The sequence below is a fragment of the Micromonospora maritima genome (genome assembly GCF_902825405.1).
In the GTDB taxonomy this organism is placed as follows: domain Bacteria; phylum Actinomycetota; class Actinomycetes; order Mycobacteriales; family Micromonosporaceae; genus Micromonospora; species Micromonospora maritima.
Genome location: NZ_CADEAU010000061.1, coordinates 1 through 17,604 on the forward strand (window position 1 = coordinate 1; position 17,604 = coordinate 17,604).

The 17,604-nt window shown below is 72.8% G+C and carries 13 protein-coding genes and 1 pseudogene; 11 read left to right on the forward strand and 3 right to left on the reverse strand.

Translation table 11 applies throughout. From position 1 onward, the window contains the following. Positions 1–1,009: FAD-binding oxidoreductase (locus tag HUW36_RS09200; RefSeq protein ID WP_425487230.1), on the forward strand; the 1,009-nt coding region annotated here is incomplete at its 5' end. 554 nt (positions 1,010–1,563) lie between these two features. Here the strand turns inward: HUW36_RS09200 and HUW36_RS09205 are convergent. Continuing rightward, positions 1,564–3,633, reverse strand: a complete 2,070-nt coding sequence (locus HUW36_RS09205; RefSeq protein WP_174527740.1) for a SpoIIE family protein phosphatase — start codon at positions 3,631–3,633, stop codon at positions 1,564–1,566. A gap of 180 nt (positions 3,634–3,813) precedes the next feature. On the opposite strand from HUW36_RS09205, the gene HUW36_RS09210 reads away from it, so the two are divergent. Further along, positions 3,814–8,178, forward strand: a complete 4,365-nt coding sequence (locus HUW36_RS09210; RefSeq protein WP_174527741.1) for a HAMP domain-containing protein — start codon at positions 3,814–3,816, stop codon at positions 8,176–8,178. Next, the gene (locus HUW36_RS09215; protein ID WP_174527742.1) at positions 8,175–8,732 is read left to right on the forward strand and encodes a response regulator; all 558 of its coding nucleotides are present in this window, start codon (positions 8,175–8,177) and stop codon (positions 8,730–8,732) included. The genes HUW36_RS09210 and HUW36_RS09215 overlap by 4 nt, the downstream gene beginning before the upstream one ends. Positions 8,733–8,736: 4 nt before the next feature. Here HUW36_RS09215 and HUW36_RS09220 read toward each other — a convergent pair whose 3' ends face one another. Then, positions 8,737–9,261, reverse strand: a complete 525-nt coding sequence (locus tag HUW36_RS09220; RefSeq protein ID WP_246248015.1) for a GbsR/MarR family transcriptional regulator — start codon at positions 9,259–9,261, stop codon at positions 8,737–8,739. A 66-nt stretch (positions 9,262–9,327) separates the two neighbouring features. Here HUW36_RS09220 and HUW36_RS09225 point away from each other — a divergent pair, with 66 nt between their 5' ends. Together HUW36_RS09225 and HUW36_RS09230 are read left to right on the forward strand one after the other, a co-directional pair. After that, entirely contained in the window at positions 9,328–10,218 is an 891-nt protein-coding gene (locus HUW36_RS09225) for an ABC transporter ATP-binding protein (RefSeq protein WP_174527743.1), read from the forward strand. After that, positions 10,215–11,807: an ABC transporter permease gene (locus HUW36_RS09230; protein ID WP_174527744.1), complete on the forward strand. Its 1,593-nt coding sequence runs from the start codon at positions 10,215–10,217 to the stop codon at positions 11,805–11,807. The genes HUW36_RS09225 and HUW36_RS09230 overlap by 4 nt, the downstream gene beginning before the upstream one ends. Before the next feature lie 95 nt (positions 11,808–11,902). Here HUW36_RS09230 and HUW36_RS09235 read toward each other — a convergent pair whose 3' ends face one another. Continuing rightward, complete coding sequence (locus HUW36_RS09235) at positions 11,903–12,220, reverse strand: STAS domain-containing protein (protein WP_174527745.1); 318 nt, start codon at positions 12,218–12,220, stop codon at positions 11,903–11,905. A gap of 138 nt (positions 12,221–12,358) precedes the next feature. On the opposite strand from HUW36_RS09235, the gene hemL reads away from it, so the two are divergent. The 6 genes and pseudogenes from hemL to HUW36_RS09265 all read left to right on the forward strand — a co-directional run. After that, positions 12,359–13,696 (forward strand): glutamate-1-semialdehyde 2,1-aminomutase, encoded by a 1,338-nt coding sequence (gene hemL, locus HUW36_RS09240; protein ID WP_174527746.1) that lies wholly within the window; start codon positions 12,359–12,361, stop codon positions 13,694–13,696. Between the two features lie 2 nt (positions 13,697–13,698). Continuing rightward, on the forward strand, positions 13,699–14,346 hold the full coding sequence (locus HUW36_RS09245; RefSeq protein WP_174527747.1) for a histidine phosphatase family protein: 648 nt from the start codon (positions 13,699–13,701) through the stop codon (positions 14,344–14,346). Beyond that, positions 14,346–14,921, forward strand: a complete 576-nt coding sequence (locus HUW36_RS09250; RefSeq protein WP_174527748.1) for a TlpA family protein disulfide reductase — start codon at positions 14,346–14,348, stop codon at positions 14,919–14,921. Before HUW36_RS09245 ends, HUW36_RS09250 begins: the two co-directional genes overlap by 1 nt. Further along, a complete protein-coding gene (locus HUW36_RS09255) occupies positions 14,921–15,775 on the forward strand; it encodes a cytochrome c biogenesis CcdA family protein (protein WP_174527749.1) in 855 nt (284 codons plus the stop codon). The genes HUW36_RS09250 and HUW36_RS09255 overlap by 1 nt, the downstream gene beginning before the upstream one ends. Further along, a complete protein-coding gene (gene resB, locus HUW36_RS09260; protein ID WP_174527750.1) occupies positions 15,775–17,394 on the forward strand; it encodes a cytochrome c biogenesis protein ResB in 1,620 nt (539 codons plus the stop codon). Before HUW36_RS09255 ends, resB begins: the two co-directional genes overlap by 1 nt. Beyond that, positions 17,394–17,604 (forward strand): annotated as a pseudogene (locus tag HUW36_RS09265) (c-type cytochrome biogenesis protein CcsB); the annotation flags it as partial. The gene resB and the pseudogene HUW36_RS09265, both read left to right, overlap by 1 nt.

Here is a 17,604-nt window from a genome sequence, read left to right on the forward strand (position 1 = left end):
GGCGCCGGCGGGCGCCTTCGACAGCGGCGGCGGCGGTGCACTCGCCGGCGGTGGCCCGCTGGGTGGGGGTCCGCTGGATGGTGCGGGTTCGTCTGCTCGGGGTGGCCTGCTCGGCGGGGGTTCGGACGGCGGCGGCGCGCCGGCCGGGGGAGGCCCGCTCGTGTTCGGTGGTGCCGGTGCCGGAGGTGATGCCGTGCTCGGTCGGGGTGACCTGCCGGGGCTGGACGTGGCCCGGTTGCTCTGCGGCTCACAGGGCGGGCTCGGCGTGCTGGTGTCGGCCACCATGCGGGTGCAGGCGCTGCCGGCCGGCCGGCTCTGGGTGTCCCGTCCGGTGTGGACCCCGCTGGAGGTGCACGACCTGGTCCGCGCGGTGCTCGCCGCCGGCGTCGAGCCGGCCGCCGTGGAGCTGGACCTGCCGGTGCCGGTACCCCTGCCCCGCCGCCGGATCCCGGCGAGCCACCCCTCGGTGGCCGGTCGACCCGACCACCCGGCGGTGACCGGTCGGCCCGCCGCGGGCAGCCTGGTGGTGCTGCTGGAGGGCGGCCCGGCCGACGTGACCGAACGGGCCGAGCGACTCACCGCCGTGCTCGGGGCCGAGGCCGTGGTCAACCATCACGCGCCCGAGTGGTGGGGGCGCTACCCGTTTGCGCCCGGCGACACCGCGCTGCGTATCGAGGTGCCGATCAACGACCTGCACGCCGCCGTCTACGCGTTGCGCGACGCGGCCGGCTCGCCGGTGCCGGTACGCGGCTCCGCCGGCATCGGCACGGTGCACGCCGCCCTGCCCGGCGCGCTGCCGTCCGCACGGGTCGCCTCCATCCTCACCGCGGTCCGCAGCGTGCTGATCGCCCGGCAGGGCCGCTGCGTGGTGGTGGCGGCGCCCGCCCCGGTGCGCCACGCCGTCGACCTCTGGGGCGAGCTGCCGGCGTTGCCGCGGCTGCGCAGCGCCAAGGCGTATCTGGATCCGCACCACCGCCTCGCCCCCGGCCGACTCCCGGGCGGCCTCTGACCTTTGCGACGTCCCCGCCGGCCGACTGTGGCTCGCGCCCACCCCTTCTCCGCCCTGGTGGTCCGGCGGGTGCCGCCGGAGTGGCCGATCGTGCCGGCGCCAGCGCCGACGTGGTGGCGGTGGCGCCCCGGGCTCGCCACCTCGGCGACGCTGCCCCGCGGTGCCTGCCGGCTCGGCGGTGGGCGCAATCCGGTGGGCGGTCCGGCCAGTTGCCCGGCTGACGGGGTGGGTCCGTGCGGCCCTCGCCGGTAGGGCCAGCCCTCGGCGCGAAGGCTGTCTCCCACTGCTCCACTCCCAGCGCACGGCCCCGCTGCGCTTCCCCGGCGGTCTCCCGCTCTCCGCGCCCCGGCCCGTTGACCAAGGAGTTCGCGTCAGCTCTTCCCGCCCCCGCGACACAAACTCCTTGATCAACGACGTGAGCGGGGCGGGTAGGAGGGTTTGGGCGTCCGTTAGTGCGTTGATCATGAAGGTGGCCGTGACGAAAGGGGCGAATCGCGCGGCCAACTTCATGATCGACGGGGGTGGGGGGTGGGGGGTGGGGGGTGGGGGGTGGGTCAGGGGGTGTCGTTGCGGAGGACCAGGACGGCTATGTCGTCGCGGGGCGGCTCCACCGAGAACGCGATCGTGGCGGCGCGCAGCCGTGCCGCGACCACGTCGGCCGAGTAACCGGCCAGCGGCGCCGCCGACTCGCGCAGTCGCTCCGTGCCGAACAGCTCGCGGCCCCGGCGCCGCTCGGTGACCCCGTCGGTGTAGAAGATCAACGAGTCGCCGGGTTTGAGCGCCAGCTCGGCGGTGGGGGTGGTGATGGTGTCGAGCAGGCCGAGCGCGGTGCCGCCGGTGCCGACGAACGTCGCGCCACCGCCGCCGTGCAGCAGCACCGGCCGGTCGTGGCCGGCCAGGTGCAGGGCCACGTCGAGCTGGTCGCCGTCGCCGGGGCCGACCGCCGCCAGGGCCAGCGTGCAGTAGCGCCCGCCGCCGCGCTCGACGAGCGTCTCGTTGAGCCGACCGAGCACCTCCGGCAGCGGCTTGCCGTCACCCACCAGGACCCGGATCACGTCCCGGACCAGACCGGTCACGGCCGCCGCCTGCACCCCCTTGCCGGAGACGTCACCGACGACCACCAGCCAGCGGCCGTCCGGCAGCGGCACCACGTCGTAGAAGTCGCCGCCGACCTCGGCGTCGTCGCCGGTCGGGACGTACTCGGCGGCGAAGCCGATGCCCTCGACCACCGGAAGCACCGGCGGCAGCAGCGACTGCTGGAGCGTCTGCGCGACGCGGCGGCGTTCGGCGTGGATGCGCGCGTTCTCGATGGCCAGCGCGGCCCGGCGGGCCACGTCCTCCAGCACCGAGACCTCGTCCGGGTCGTGCCGGTGCCGTTGGTGCCGGCCCACCGCCAGGGTGCCGAGCCGCTGCCCGCGGGCGATCAGCGGTACGGCGATGCCCTCCACCGGGCCGCCCAGCGGCACCTGCGCGGCGCTGCGGGACGCCTCGCGCAGCCGGGACTGGACCGAGTCCGGGCCGGTCTCCTGGAGCACCCGGTGCAGGTGGGGCAGGAGCGCCTCGTCGGCGTGGCTGGACGCGGCGAGGCGCAGCCGCCCCCACTCGTCGGTGGTGTGCACCGCGCACCACTGGCCGAGCCGGGGCACCACGAGCTGCGGGACCAGCGCCATGGTCAGCTCGACGTCCAGGGACTGGGCGAGCAGCTCGCTGGCCTCGGCGAGGAACGTGAGCCAGGCGGAACGGCGTACGTCGGCCCGGCGCAGCCGGTCGTTCTCCAGGTGCAGCGAGAGCCGCTCGGCGGCCAGCACGGCCAGCGGTCGGGCGTACGTCGAGGGTGCCGCGTCCAGCTCCAGCTCACCGGCGTACGGGCGGTGCACCGCGAGCGGGACGCGGAGCAGTTCGTTGCCCTCCCGGGGGTGCCGGCCGTAGCGGGCGAAGACCTGGGTGCCCAGCCCGTCGCCCCGGTCCAGCCGGACGGTGCCGCCGGCGGCGCCCACCATCTCGGCGACGCGGGTGAGCAGCCCGGCGGCGAATTCCGGCAGCGGCTCCTCGGCGTACGGGTCGGGGGTGGTCTGCATCAGCTCGCTCATGGCCGCGGCGCTCGGCGTACCGTCGTCGGACCGTTCCGGCGCGGCGGCCGCCACCGAGGTCTGCACCGCGGTCGGCCGGTTGGCTCCGCGCAGGGCGGGCCGGTCGAGCCGGAACCAGACGCCCTTGCCGGTGGGCAGGTAGGTCGTGCCCCACCGGCTGGCGAAGTGGTCGACCAGCAGCAGGCCACGGCCGCGCGCGGCGACCTCGGTGATGTCGGAGGTGTTGTTGCGTGCGCCGACGGTCAGCTCGTCGACCGGGCCGGAGGCGAAGTCGGTGACGGTCACGGTGAGTCCGGCCCGGTCGGCTTCGACCTCGATGTCCAGTTCGGTACGCGCGTGCTCGACCGCGTTCGTGGTCAGCTCGGTGGTGAGCAGCAGCGCCTCGTTGAGCAGTTCGGGCAGGCCGGCCTCGAGGAGCATGGCGCGCACCAGCGCCCGGGCGGCCGCGGGGGTACGCCGGTCTGTGGGGAGGCGGACGCGTCGGACGTGCTCGTCCGTGCCGCCACTCAGGGTCGGCTCCACCTCCGCTGACACCTTCGTATCCTCTACCGCCGCCGCCTCGGGTGCCAAGCGCCCCGGCCGAACCGACCACTCGGGCGAATACGGCGCGTGACGCGCCATCGGCGGGCGGTGACCTCGACGGAACGCGCGGCACAATGATGGGATGGCCGCGTGTCGGCACGACCCGGTGGGCCCCGAGCTGAGCGAGGAATGATGACCACGGCGAAACAGTCGGTGACCGCGGATCCGTCCGCGTCCGACCACGAGGTGCTCCTCGGCGAGCTGGTCGAGGCGCTGCAACGGGTGGCCCGCGGCGACCTCCGGGTCCGTCTGCCGCGGCGGGCGGGTCTGCCCGGCGAGGTCGCCGACGCGTTCAACGACGTGGTGTCGATGCAGGAGCGGCAGCACCTGGACCTGCGCCGGATCAGCCGGATCGTCGGCCGGGACGGCCGGCTCACCGAACGCCTCGACGACGAAGGGCTGGACGGCTCCTGGGCGGAGGGGCAGCGGGCGGTCAACTCGCTCATCGACGACCTGGGCCGGCCGACCACCGAGATCGCCCGGGTGATCGTGGCGGTGGCCGACGGCGACCTCTCCCAGCACATGGCGCTGGAGATCGACGGGCGCCCGCTGCGCGGTGAGTACCTGCGTATCGGCCGGACCGTGAACACGATGGTGGACCAGTTGTCGTCGTTCGCCGACGAGGTGACCCGGGTGGCGCGGGAGGTGGGCACCGAGGGCAAGCTGGGCGGCCAGGCCGACGTACGCGGCGTCGCGGGCACCTGGAAGGACCTCACCGACTCGGTGAACACCATGGCGTCGAACCTCACCGGTCAGGTGCGGTCGATCTCCCAGGTGGCGACCGCGGTGGCGAAGGGCGACCTGTCGCAGAAGATCACGGTCGGGGCGCGCGGCGAGGTGGCCGAGCTGGCCGACACGATGAACTCGCTCACCGACACGCTGCGGCTCTTCGCCGAGCAGGTGACCCGGGTGGCCCGCGAGGTGGGCACCGAGGGCAAGCTCGGCGGCCAGGCCGAGGTGCCGGGCGTGGCGGGCACCTGGAAGGACCTGACCGACAACGTCAACTCGATGGCGTCGAACCTGACCTCCCAGGTGCGCAACATCGCCCAGGTGTCGACCGCGGTGGCCAAGGGCGACCTGAGCCAGAAGATCACGGTGGCGGCGCAGGGCGAGATCCTGGAGCTGAAGGACACCGTCAACACGATGGTGGACCAGTTGTCCTCGTTCGCCGACGAGGTGACGCGGGTGGCCCGTGAGGTGGGCATCGAGGGCAAGCTGGGCGGCCAGGCGCAGGTGCGCGGCGTCTCCGGCACCTGGCGCGACCTCACCGAGAACGTCAACCAGCTGGCCGGCAACCTGACCAGCCAGGTCCGCAACATCTCGCAGGTCTCCACCGCGGTGGCGAAGGGCGACCTGGGCCAGAAGATCACGGTGGACGCGCAGGGCGAGATCCTGGAGTTGAAGAACACCGTCAACACGATGGTCGACCAGCTGTCGTCGTTCGCCGACGAGGTGACCCGGGTGGCCCGCGAGGTGGGCACCGAGGGCAAGCTGGGTGGCCAGGCGCAGGTGAAGGGCGTCTCGGGCACGTGGCGGGACCTGACCGACAACGTGAACTCGATGGCGTCGAACCTGACCAGTCAGGTCCGCAACATCGCGTCGGTCACCACGGCGGTGGCGAAGGGTGACCTGTCGCAGAAGATCACGGTGGACGCCCGGGGCGAGATCCTGGAGCTGAAGTCCACGGTGAACACGATGGTGGACCAGTTGTCGTCGTTCGCCGACGAGGTGACCCGGGTGGCCCGCGAGGTGGGCACCGAGGGCAAGCTCGGTGGTCAGGCGCAGGTGCGCGGCGTGGCCGGCACCTGGCGCGACCTGACCGACAACGTGAACTCGATGGCGTCGAACCTGACCGCCCAGGTGCGGAACATCGCCCAGGTGTCGACCGCGGTCGCGAAGGGTGATCTGTCGCAGAAGATCACGGTGGACGCGCAGGGCGAGATCCTGGAGCTGAAGTCCACGGTGAACACGATGGTGGACCAGTTGTCGTCGTTCGCCGACGAGGTGACCCGGGTGGCCCGCGAGGTGGGTACCGAGGGCAAGCTGGGTGGCCAGGCGCAGGTGAAGGGCGTCTCGGGTACGTGGCGGGACCTGACCGACAACGTGAACTCGATGGGGTCGAACCTGACCAGTCAGGTGCGCAACATCGCGTCGGTCACCACGGCGGTGGCGCGGGGTGACCTGGGCCAGAAGATCACGGTGGACGCGCAGGGCGAGATCCTGGAGCTGAAGAACACCGTCAACACGATGGTGGACCAGCTGTCGTCGTTCGCCGACGAGGTGACCCGGGTGGCCCGCGAGGTGGGCACCGAGGGCAAGCTGGGCGGCCAGGCCCAGGTCAAGGGCGTTTCCGGTACGTGGCGGGACCTCACCGAGAACGTCAACCAGCTCGCCTCGACCCTGACCACGCAGTTGCGCGCCATCGCGCAGGTCTCCACGTCGGTGACCCGCGGCGACCTGACCCAGCGGATCAACGTGAAGGCTCAGGGCGAGGTCGCCGAGCTGAAGGACAACATCAACCAGATGATCGTCACCCTGCGGGAGACGACCAAGAAGAACGCCGAACAGGGCTGGCTCGACTCCAACCTGGCCCGGATCGGCGGCCTGTTGCAGGGCCAGCGGGACCTGGGCGAGGTCTGCCGCATGATCATGCAGGAGGTGACCCCGCTGGTGGACGCGCAGCTCGGCGCGTTCTTCCTGGCGGACAGCTCCGAGGGCAGCATGCGGCTGCGGCTCACCGCCTCCTACGGATACGTGGCCCGCGGCCACGACGTCACGTTCGGCCCCGGCGAGGGGCTGGTCGGGCAGGCCGCGTTGTCGCGCCGGACCATCCGGGTCAAGGCCCAGCCGGACGGGCGGCTGATGGTGCGCTCCGGGTTGGCCGACACGCCGCCGGCCGACCTGGTGGTGCTCCCGGTGCTGTTCGAGGGCGAGCTGCTCGGCGTGATCGAGTTCGCCGGGGTGACCACCTTCTCCGAGCTGCACCTGGCGTTCCTGGAGCGGCTGGTGCTCACCATCGGCGTCGCGGTCAACACCATCCAGGCCAACCGGCGTACGGAGGAGCTGCTGGCGCAGTCGCAGCGGCTGGCGCACGAGATGCAGGACCAGTCGGCGGAGTTGCAGCGCACCAACGCCGAGCTGGAGGACAAGGCGAAGCTGCTGTCGGAGCAGAAGGCCAACATCGAGACGCAGAACCGGGAGATCGAACTGGCCCGGCTGGGCCTGGAGGAGAAGGCGCAGCAGCTGACCCGGGCGTCGGCGTACAAGTCGGAGTTCCTGGCGAACATGAGCCACGAGCTGCGGACGCCGCTGAACTCGCTGCTCCTGCTGGCCCGGCTGCTGGCGGAGAACCCGGAGCGCAACCTCAGCGCGAAGCAGATCGAGTTCGCCCGGACCATCCACGGCGCCGGGTCGGACCTGCTGTCGCTGATCGACGACATCCTCGACCTGTCCAAGATCGAGGCGGGTCGGATGGACGTGGAGCCCACCGAGATCCAGTTCGCCGAGATCCGTGGCTACGTGGAGCAGGCGTTCGCGCCGCAGGCCGAGGAGAAGGGCCTGGACTTCCAGGTGCGGGTCAGCCAGGACCTGCCGTCGGCGCTGGTCACCGACGCGCAGCGGTTGCAGCAGATCCTGCGCAACCTGCTCTCCAACGCGGTGAAGTTCACCGACAACGGTGCGGTGACGTTGCGGATCGGCCCGGCGGCCGAGAACGCCGTCTTCGACGTGCCGGCGCTGACGAACGCCCAGCGGGTCATCGCGTTCACCGTGATCGACACCGGGATCGGTATCTCGGACGACAAGCTGTCGCTGATCTTCGAGGCGTTCCAGCAGGCCGACGGCACGACCAGCCGTCGCTACGGCGGCACCGGCCTCGGCCTGTCGATCAGCCGGGACCTGGCCCGCCTGCTCGGTGGCACGATCACCGTGTCGTCCGCGCCCGGGCAGGGCTCCACGTTCACCCTCTTCGTACCGGACGTGCTGGCGCCGGACGCGGTGGTGGCGCCGGCGCCGCCGTCGCCGAGCCGCGCGGGCCTGCCGTCGTCGCTGCTCATGCCGATGGAGCTGCCGCAGCCGCAGGAGACACCGACGACCCGCCGGTTGGACGGGGTGACCGTCCTGATCATCGACGACGACGTGCGGAACGTGTTCGCGCTGACCTCCGCGTTGGAACTGCACGGGATGACCGTGTTGTACTCGGACAACGGGGTGGACGGTGTCCGCCAGCTCGCCGAGCATCCGGAGGTGGACATCGTCCTGATGGACGCCATGATGCCGGACCAGGACGGGTACGAGACGACCGCGCAGATCCGTCGCAACCACCGCTTCGCGGACCTGCCGATCGTCTTCCTGACCGCGAAGGCGATGCCCGGCGACCGGGAGTCGGCGCTCGCGGCCGGCGGCAGCGACTACATCACCAAGCCGGTGGACCTGGACGACCTGATCGAGCTGATGGCGTCCTGGATCGGCCGGAGTCGAGGCGAGGAGAGCGCGTGACGCAGACGGCCAAGGCCCTGCTGGTGGACGACCGGCGGGAGAACCTGATGGCGCTGGAGGCGATCCTCCAGGGCCTCCCGGTGCAGTCGGTCGCGGTGGAGAGCGGGGAGGCGGCGCTCAAGCAGTTGCTGGTGGACGACTTCGCGGTGATCCTGCTCGACGCCCAGATGCCGGACATGGACGGCTTCGAGACCGCCACCCACATCAAGCGGCGGGAGCGGACCCGGCACGTGCCGATCATCTTCCTCACCGCGGCGGACAAGGACGCCCAGCTCGCGCTGCGCGGCTACGCGGTGGGTGCGGTCGACTACCTGACCAAGCCGTTCGACCCGTGGGTGCTGCGGGCCAAGGTGTCGGTCTTCGTGGAGCTGTGGGTGAAGACCCGGCAGCTCGCCGCCCAGTCGGACCTGGTGCGGGAGCGGGACGTGCAGTGGCGGCACCTCACCGACGCGGTGGACGAGGCGACCACGCTGCTGCGGACCGACGACGACCCGGCGACCCGGGAACGCGCGGCGGACCTGCTGGAGCAGGCCCGCTGGGGCAACACCCGCTGAGGGGTCAGCCCTCGGCCGGGCCGCCGTGCCCGGTGGCGGCCCGTCGGGCCCGCCACCGGTCGCCGAGGGCCTCCACCTCCTCCTGGACGAAGAGGAAGAAGTCGCGCATCTCGGCGACCCGCTCGCCGGCCGGGGTGCTCCGGCCGCGCAGCGCGTCCACGCCGCCGCCGGCGATGTCGATGAAGTTCTTGTAGAGCGTGGTCTTGGTGATGGTCGCCTCGTACCAGGGGTTGTCGGGCATCCGGTAGCGGTCGCGCCGGGAGCCCTTGACCGGCTCGCGGACCAGCATGGCGAACTGGGTGAGGTAGCGCACCGCGCCGCTCACGGCCGCCGCGCTCACGCCCAGTCGTTCGCCGATCTCGCCGGCGGTCAGCGGGTCGTCGGCGCTCATCACGGTGAACAGCACCCGGGCGGCCATCCGGGGGAAGCCGACGTCGGCGAAGGCCATCGCCATCCGCTCGACGAAGAGGTGGACCTCCTCCTCGTCGTGGTGCGACGGCTGGCTCATGGTCGTCTCCTCGGCGCTCATCCCCGCGATCGTCTCTCACGTCTCACTGTCTTCACAAGTTTATGAAATGAGCGTAGCTTCCGAAGCATGGAAACCACAATCGAGGTGTCCGGCCTGGTGAAGACGTTCGGCCGGACCCGGGCGCTCGACGGACTCGACCTGACCGTCCGCACCGGTGAGGTGCACGGCTTCCTGGGCCCGAACGGGTCCGGCAAGTCGACCACCATCCGGGTGCTGCTCGGTCTGCTGCGGGCGGACGCGGGGGCCGTCCGACTGCTCGGCGGTGACCCGTGGCGGGACGCGGTGGCCCTGCACCGCCGCCTCGCGTACGTGCCGGGCGACGTCACCCTCTGGCCCAACCTCAGCGGCGGCGAGGTGATCGACCTGCTCGGCCGGTTGCGCGGCGGCCTCGACCCGAAGCGCCGCGCCGAGCTGCTGGAGTCGTTCGAGCTGGACCCGCGCAAGAAGGGCCGCACCTACTCCAAGGGCAACCGGCAGAAGGTCGGGCTGGTGGCCGCGCTCGCCTCCGACGTCGAACTGCTCATCCTGGACGAGCCGACCTCCGGGCTCGACCCGCTGATGGAGGAGGTCTTCCAGCACTGGGTCCGCCGGGTCCGCCAGGACGGCCGCACCGTGCTGCTGTCCAGCCACATCCTGGCCGAGGTGGAGGCGCTCTGCGACCGGGTGACGATCATCCGGGCCGGCCGCGCGGTCGAGTCCGGGACGCTCGGCGACCTGCGCCACCTGCACCGCACCGCGATCGACGCCGAGGTCGCCGCGCCACTGGACGGCCTGGCCGACCTGCCCGGCGTGCACGACCTGCGGGTGGACGGGCAGCGGGTGCGCTTCGACGTGGACGCCGCCGCGCTCGACGCCGCCCTGCGCCGCCTCACCGAACTGGGCGTACGCAGCCTGGTCAGCACGCCGCCGACGCTGGAGGAGCTGTTCCTGCGCCACTACGAGGGGGTGGACAGGTGAGCGCGCTCACCGGGACCCGCCACCTGGCGCGGCTGATCCTGCGCCGGGACCGCGTCCTGCTGCCGCTCTGGGTGCTGGTCCTCGCCGCGCTGCCGATGTCGTACGCGACGAGCTTCTTCGAGCTGTTCCCGACCGCCGCCGAGCGGGCCGCGTACACCGAGGGCACGGCCCGCAACCCGTCCATCGTCGCGCTGCTCGGGCCGGTCTACGGCGACAGCGTGGGCGCACTGACCGCCCAGCGCAGCGGCTTCCTGCTGGTGATCGTCGGGCTGGCCAGCCTGCTCACGGTGATCCGGCACACCCGCACCGAGGAGGAGGCCGGCCGGCGCGAGCTGCTCGGCGGCAGCGTGCTCGGCCGCTACGCCGGGCTGACCGCCGCGCTGCTTGTCACGTACGCGGCCGACCTGCTGCTCGGCCTGCTCACCGCCGCCGGCCTGGCCGCGACCGGGCTGCCGGCCGCCGGCTCGTGTGCGTACGGCCTCGCCGCCGCGCTGACCGGGATGACCTTCGCCACGCTCGGCGGGCTGGCCGCGCAACTCACCGAGACCGCGGGCGGGGCACGGGGGATCGGCATCGCCGGCCTCGGCGCCGCGTTCGGGCTGCGCCTGGTCGGGGACACCGCCGACAACGACTGGCCGAGCTGGCTGTCGCCGCTGGGCTGGGCGGCCCGGGTACGCGCGTACGAGGGGGACCGGTGGTGGGTGCTGCTGCTGCCGCTGGCCGCCACGGTGCTGCTCGCCGCGTTCGCGTACCCGGTCTCGGTCCGTCGCGACCTGGGCGCGGGGGTGCTCCCGCCCCGGCTCGGGCCGGCTGCCGCCGGCCGTGCGCTGTCCGGGCCGTTCGGCCTGGCCTGGCGGCTGCACCGGGGGCAGATCCTCTGGTGGTCTGTCGGATTCGGCCTGCTGGGGCTGATCCTCGGTGGCGCGGCCGAGGCGGCCGGCCGGTCGGTGGAGGGCAATCCGCAGCTGGAGGAGATCATGGCCCGGCTCGGTGGGGCTTCCGGTCTGGCGGACGCCTACCTGGGCGCAACGCTGAGCCTGGTCGGGCTGGCCGCGGCCGGGTACGGCATCCAGGCGGCGCTGCGGATGCGCGCCGAGGAGTCCGCCGGGCGGGCGGAGCCGGTGCTCGCCACCGGCACGCACCGGTCGACCTGGCTGCTCTCGCATGTGGTGTTCGCGCTGCTCGGCCCGGTGGTGGTGCTGGCGACGACGGGTCTCGCCACCGGCCTGACGTACGGGTTCAGCGTGGGTGACGTGCCCCGGCAGGTGGGTCGGATGCTCGGCGCGGGACTGGCCCAGGTGCCGGCCGCGTGGGTGCTGGCCGGGCTCGCCGTGCTGCTCTACGGCCTGCTGCCCCGGCTCGCCCCGGCCGCCTGGGCGGTGCTGGCGGTCTGCGTGCTGCTCGGGCAGCTCGGTGCGGTACTCGAACTGGACCAGTGGCTGCTGGACCTGTCCCCGTTCACGCACACCCCCCAGGTCCTCCGCCCGACCTGGACCGCGACCCCACTGACCCTGCTGACCATCCTGGCCGCCGCCCTCACCGCCACCGGCCTGCTCACCTTCCGCCGCCGCGACCTCCCCGTCCTGTGACGCCAACCCCGCCGATCTTGCACTTGCCGCCCCGGCAAAAAGGGCGAAAGGCCCACGTCAGGGGCCGGAAGTGCAGGATCGGCGAGGGCTGGGGGTCAGCGGATCATCAGGGCGCTGCGGAGGCCGGTGATGTCGAGGACGCGGAGCAGGAAGTCGCCGACGTTGCTCAGCATCAGCAGGCTCTGCGCGTGGCTGGCCTTGCGGCTGAGCACCACGAGCGTCCCGAGGCCCTGGGAGTCGCAGAAGGTGACGCCGCCGAGGTCGAGCACGATGCGCGGCGGCGGATCCGCCAGCACCTCGTTGACCACCGTCGAGAGCTGGGCGGCCGTGAGCATGTCGATCTCACCGGCCAGGCGAAGCACTGCTTCGTCACCCGTCCGATGTACGGTGATGGACAGTTCGGCACGATCCACCCGGTAAGCCTATCGCGATCTCGCCGACCGGGCCTGTCGAGCGGTCCGCCGTGCCGGCCCGACCAGGCGTGAGCCCGGTAACCCCCGTTGCGGGGTGGCTGCCGGCCACCCGCCGGGCGCTGACACAATGGCCACATCGTGACCGAGACCTTTTCCGCCGGATCCGGCCGTTACCCGGCCGACGCCCCGGCCTCCGAGGCCCTGTTCGACCGCGCCAAGGCCGTCGTGCCCGGCGGGGTGAACTCCCCCGTGCGCGCGTTCCGTGCCGTCGGCGGCACGCCGCGCTTCATGGTCCGGGGGGAGGGTCCCTGGCTCGTCGACGCCGACGGTCGTCGCTACGTCGACCTGGTCTGCTCCTGGGGCCCGCTGATCCTCGGGCACGCCCACCCGGCGGTGGTGGAGGCGTTGCGCGAGGCCGCCGCGCTGGGCACCAGCTTCGGCACGCCCACCCCGGGCGAGGTCGACCTGGCCGAGGAGATCATCGCGCGCACGCCGGTGGAACAGGTGCGCCTGGTCAATTCCGGCACCGAGGCGACCATGTCGGCGATCCGGCTGGCCCGGGGCTTCACCGGCCGTGCCAAGATCATCAAGTTCGCGGGTTGCTACCACGGCCACTCGGACGCGCTGCTCGCCGCCGCCGGCTCCGGCGTGGCCACGTTCGGGCTGCCCGACTCGCCGGGCGTGACCGGCGCGGCGGCCGGCGACACGATCGTGCTCCCGTACAACGACCTGCGCGCGGTCGAGGAGGCGTTCGCCGCCGAGGGCCTGCACATCGCCGCGATCATCACCGAGGCCGCCGCCGGCAACATGGGCGTGATCGCCCCGCGTGACGGCTTCAACGCCGAGCTGGCCCGGATCGCCCACGCGAACGGCGCGCTGCTCATCGTCGACGAGGTGATGACCGGGTTCCGGGTCTCCCGCGCCGGGTGGCACGGCCTCGACGCCTCCGACGCCGACCTGTGGACGTACGGGAAGGTCATGGGTGGTGGCCTGCCCGCCGCCGCGTTCGGCGGGCGCGCGGAGATCATGGCGCGGCTGGCCCCGGCCGGCCCGGTCTACCAGGCCGGCACGCTCTCCGGGAACCCGCTCGCCTGCGCGGCCGGCCTGGCCACGCTGCGGCTGGCCGACGACGCGCTCTACCGGCGCCTCGACGAGACCGCCGCCGCGCTGGGCAAGCTGACCACCGAGGCGCTGTCCGCGGCGGGCGTGCCGCACCGCCTCTCCACCGCCGGCAACATGTTCTCGATCTTCTTCACCGACGCCGACGTGCACGACTACGACAGCGCCCGCACCCAGCAGGTGCCGGCGTTCAAGGCGTTCTTCCACGCCATGCTCGCCGCCGGCGTCTACCTGCCGCCGAGCGCGTTCGAGTCGTGGTTCGTCTCGGCGGCGATCGACGACGCCGCGTGGGAGCAGATCGCCGCCGCCCTGCCGGGGGCGGCGCGGGCGGCGGCAGCGGCCGGACACGGGGGGTAACCATGGCGGAGACGGTGGTACACGTGCTGCGGCACGGCGAGGTGCACAACCCGGACGGCATCCTCTACGGCCGGCTGCCCGGGTTCCGCCTCTCCGAGCTGGGCGTGCAGATGGCCAAGGCCGCCGCGCAGGCGCTGGCCGAGCGGACCGTGGTGCACGTGGCGGCCAGCCCGCTGGAACGCGCCCAGCAGACCGCCGAGCCGATCGCCGCGCAGTTCGGTCTCTCCGTCGGCGTCGACGAGCGGCTGATCGAGAGCGCGAACTGGTTCGAGGGCAAGAAGGTCTCGCCCGGCGACGGTTCCTTCCGCGACCCGCGCAACTGGTGGGTGCTGCGGGACCCGGTCACCCCGTCCTGGGGCGAGGCCTACCAGGTGATCGCCGAGCGGATGTTCGCCGCGCTGCACGCCGCCCGGCTGGCCGCCGAGGGGCGCGAGGCGGTGCTCGTCTCGCACCAACTGCCGATCTGGACGCTGCGCCGGCACGTCGAGCGCAAGCGGCTCTGGCACGACCCCCGCCGCCGGCAGTGCGGCCTGGCCAGCCTCACCTCGTTCCACTTCGACGGGGCGAAGATCGTCGGCATCGGCTACTCCGAGCCGGCCGCCCACCTGATCGCGATCTCGCCGACCGCCCGGACGGCCAAGGGGGCCTGATGCTCACCCGGAGGCTCGCCGCCGCCCTGCTCGCCGCCGTCACCGCCGGTACGGCGCTTGTCGGCTGCTCCTCCGGCACCGAGGAGAGCCGCTGCGCCGCCGACGGGCTCACCGTGACCTGCGCACCCGACCAGCGGTCGAAGACGCCGAAGGTGAGCGGTGAGCTGCTCACCGGCGGCAGCTACGACATCGCCCGCGACCGGGGGCAGGTCGTCGTGGTCAACTTCTGGGGCTCCTGGTGCGCGCCCTGCCGGGCCGAGGCGGACGACCTGGAGGCCACCTATCAGGCCACCAAGGGTGCCGGGGTGACCTTCCTCGGCATCAACGTGCAGGACAGCAAGGACAAGGCGATCGCGTTCGAGGAGGGCCGGGTCACCTACCCGAGCATCTTCGACCCGTCCAGCCGGCAGGCGCTCAACTTCGACCCCCCGCCGAACACCACCCCGGCGACAGTGGTGCTCGACCGGGACGGGCGGATCGCGGTGGTGATCCGTCGCGCGGTGACCCGGGACGAGCTGCGGCCGATCGTCGAGAAGGTCGCGGCCGAGAAGCCGGCCCCGAACGGCTCCCGCTGATGGGTGAGACGTTCGCCCGACTCGCCTCGTCCGGGCCGTTGCTGTTCGCGGTGGGGGCGGCGGCGCTGGCCGGCCTGGTCAGCTTCCTGTCCCCGTGCGTGCTCCCGCTGATGCCCGGTTACCTGTCCTACGTGACCGGCCTGGCCGGCGCCGACCTGGAGGGTGCAAGGAGGGGCCCCCTGTTAACGCCTCCGGTAGAGGAGGGGCCCCCTGTTAACGGCGGCGGTGGCGGCACCGCCGTGGCGGAGCGGGCGCCGGCGCGGACCACCGCAGCGGTGAAGGGGCGGGTGCTCGCCGGCACGCTGCTCTTCATCGCCGGCTTCACCGCCGTCTTCGTCTCCACCGCGATCCTCTTCTCCGGCGTCGGCCGGCTCTTCCTCCGCTACGACCGCACGCTGGAGATCGTCATCGGCGCGCTCGTGGTGGTGCTCGGGCTGGGCTACCTCGGGGTGATCCCCGGCATGCAGCGTGAGTTCCGCATCCGCGCCCTGCCCGCCGCCGGCCTGCTCGGCGCGCCGGTCCTCGGCGCGGTCTTCGCGCTGAGCTGGCTGCCGTGCACCGGGCCGACGCTCGGCGCGGTGCTCGGCCTGGCGGCCACCGAGGGCAGCGCCGGCCGCGCCGTGGTGCTCGCCGTGGCGTACTGCCTCGGGCTGGGGCTACCGTTCGTCATCTTCGGGTTGGGCTTCCAGCGTCTGCTCGGGGTGTTCCGCGCCGTCCGGCGCAACAGCCGCTGGGTCACTCGCATCGGCGGGGGCCTGCTGATCGCGATCGGCCTCGCGCTGGTCACCGGCGGCTGGCTCAACGTGGTGATCTGGTTGCAGACGCACGTGGGCGTGGGCGAGGTGAGTATCTGATGACGTCCGTGGACGACCGGCCGACCGCCCCGCCGGCCGAGGCGCCCCGGCGACGGGTCAACCCGGTGCTGGCCCTGCTGCGCAACTCGTGGCGGCAACTCACCAGCATGCGTACCGCGTTGATCCTGCTGTTCCTGCTCGCGGTCGCCGCGATTCCCGGCTCGGTGCTGCCGCAGCGCGGGGTCAATCCGGAGAAGGTCAACGAGTGGTTCGCCGACCACCCCGACCTGGCGCCCCGGCTGGACCAGATCGGCATGTTCGAGGTCTTCGGCTCGGTCTGGTTCTCCGCGATCTACCTGCTGCTGTTCACCTCGCTGATCGGCTGCATCCTGCCCCGGGCCCGCGACCACGTGCGCGCGCTGCGGATGCGCCCGCCGGCCGCCCCGAAGCGGTTCACCCGGCTGCCCCAGCACGCGGTGCTGGAGGCCCCGGCCGCCGCCGATCCGGAGGCGATCGCGGCGGTGCTGCGCCGCCGCCGGTGGCGGGTCACCGTCCGGGGCAACGAGGTCTCCGCCGAGAAGGGCTACCTCAAGGAGACCGGCAACCTGCTCTTCCACGTTTCGCTGGTCGCCGTCCTGCTCGGGGTGGCGCTCGGTTCCTGGTACGGCTGGCACGGCAACCGCATCCTCGTCGCCGGCGCGGACAACGCGTTCTGCAACACCCGCCAGCAGTACGCCGAGGCGTCGCTCGGCCCCCGGGTGGACAGCGCCGACCTGCCGCCGTTCTGCCTGACGCTGGAGAAGTTCGAGGCCGACTACCTCGACTCCGGGCAGGCGTCCCGCTTCTGGGCCACGGTGTCGGTGGACGAGCCGGGCCGGGACGCCCGCCGCGCCGGTTTCTCGGTCAACTCACCGCTGCGGCTGGGCTCGGCGAACGTCTACCTGCTCGGCAACGGCTACGCGCCGGTGCTGAAGTACACCGACCGGTACGGCCGGAGCCAGACCAGCGACGAGCCGTTCCTGCGCACCGGCGACCCGAACGCGACCGAGGAGGGGGTGGCGATCTTCCCGGACGCGAACGTCGATCCGAAGACCGGCACCCGCGCCCCGGACCAGCAGGTCGCCTTCGACGGCCTCTACCTGCCCACCGCGCCGGAGAGCGCGCCGTTCGTCGCGTCACGCTTCCCGGCCGAGCGGGACCCGGTGGTCAACCTGACCGCCTACCGGGGCAACCTCGGACTGGACGCCGGCATCCCGGGCTCGGTCTACCAGCTCGACCAGCGGCAGGTCGCCAACGGCAAGCTGAAGCAGATCGGCACCAAGCTGCTCCGGCCGGGCGAGACGTGGACCCTGGACGACGGCAGCACGTTGGAGTTCGTCGGCACCGAGCCCTACGTCACGCTCGCCGTCCGGCACGCGCCCGGGCAGACGCTGCTGCTGGTGGCCAGCGGCACGCTGCTGCTCGGTCTGATGGGCTCGCTGTTCGCCCGCCGACGCCGGGTCTGGTTCCGGGTTTCGCCCCCCGAGGGTGGATCTCCGACGAGCGGTAGTAGCTTGGTGGAGGCCGGTGGGCTGCCGCGCACCGAGCATCCAGGGTTCGCCGACGAGTTCGCGCAGCTCGTCGCCGCGGTCAGCGGCGGCGGGCCGGACGACCGGCGGGCGCGAGAAGGAGACGAGTGATGTCCGCACTCTCCGACCAGCTGGTCACGTTCGCGATCCTGGCGTACCTGGTCGCGATGATCAGCCACGCCGTCGAGTTCGCGGTGGGCAACGCCCGCAGGGTGGTCGCGGCCTCCCCGGCCCGGGAGCTGGTCGGCGCGGGTGTCGGCGGCGCCGGCGGGACGGTGGACGAGCCGGTCGCTCCGGCCGCGCCGCAGCGCCCCGACCGCT

Coding starts and splice junctions, on each gene's coding strand:
- HUW36_RS09210 (WP_174527741.1), top strand. CDS start 3,814: ATGACCACGGCGAAACAGTCGGTGACCGCGGATCCGTCCGCGTCCGAC.
- HUW36_RS09220 (WP_246248015.1), bottom strand. CDS start 9,261: ATGAGCGCCGAGGAGACGACCATGAGCCAGCCGTCGCACCACGACGAG.
- HUW36_RS09225 (WP_174527743.1), top strand. CDS start 9,328: ATGGAAACCACAATCGAGGTGTCCGGCCTGGTGAAGACGTTCGGCCGG.
- HUW36_RS09245 (WP_174527747.1), top strand. CDS start 13,699: ATGGCGGAGACGGTGGTACACGTGCTGCGGCACGGCGAGGTGCACAAC.
- HUW36_RS09250 (WP_174527748.1), top strand. CDS start 14,346: ATGCTCACCCGGAGGCTCGCCGCCGCCCTGCTCGCCGCCGTCACCGCC.
- HUW36_RS09255 (WP_174527749.1), top strand. CDS start 14,921: ATGGGTGAGACGTTCGCCCGACTCGCCTCGTCCGGGCCGTTGCTGTTC.
- resB (WP_174527750.1), top strand. CDS start 15,775: ATGACGTCCGTGGACGACCGGCCGACCGCCCCGCCGGCCGAGGCGCCC.